1 rRNA gene is annotated in these 259 nt (G+C 50.2%); it reads right to left on the bottom strand.

The annotated features are described in order from the left end of the window. Positions 1-259 (bottom strand): 16S ribosomal RNA (locus KKQ10_RS28300); the annotation flags it as partial.

Raw genomic sequence — 259 nt, 5'->3', positions numbered from 1 at the left:
CTCTCTCCTGTTTGATACCCGCACTTTCGAGCCTCAACGTCAGTGGCGGCTTAGCAGGCTGCCTTCGCAATCGGGGTTCTTCGTGATATCTAAGCATTTCACCGCTACACCACGAATTCCGCCTGCCTCAACCGTACTCAAGGTCTCCAGTTTCAACTGCAATTTTAAGGTTGAGCCCCAAACTTTCACAGCTGACTTAAAAACCCGTCTACGCTCCCTTTAAACCCAATAAATCCGGATAACGCTCGCATCCTCCGTA

This window comes from Pseudomonas sp. MG-9, assembly GCF_018729515.1.
Taxonomy (GTDB): domain Bacteria; phylum Pseudomonadota; class Gammaproteobacteria; order Pseudomonadales; family Pseudomonadaceae; genus Aquipseudomonas; species Aquipseudomonas serboccidentalis.
Note: the sequence above shows the minus strand (reverse complement) of the source record. Positions and strands in the feature narration are given on the sequence as shown.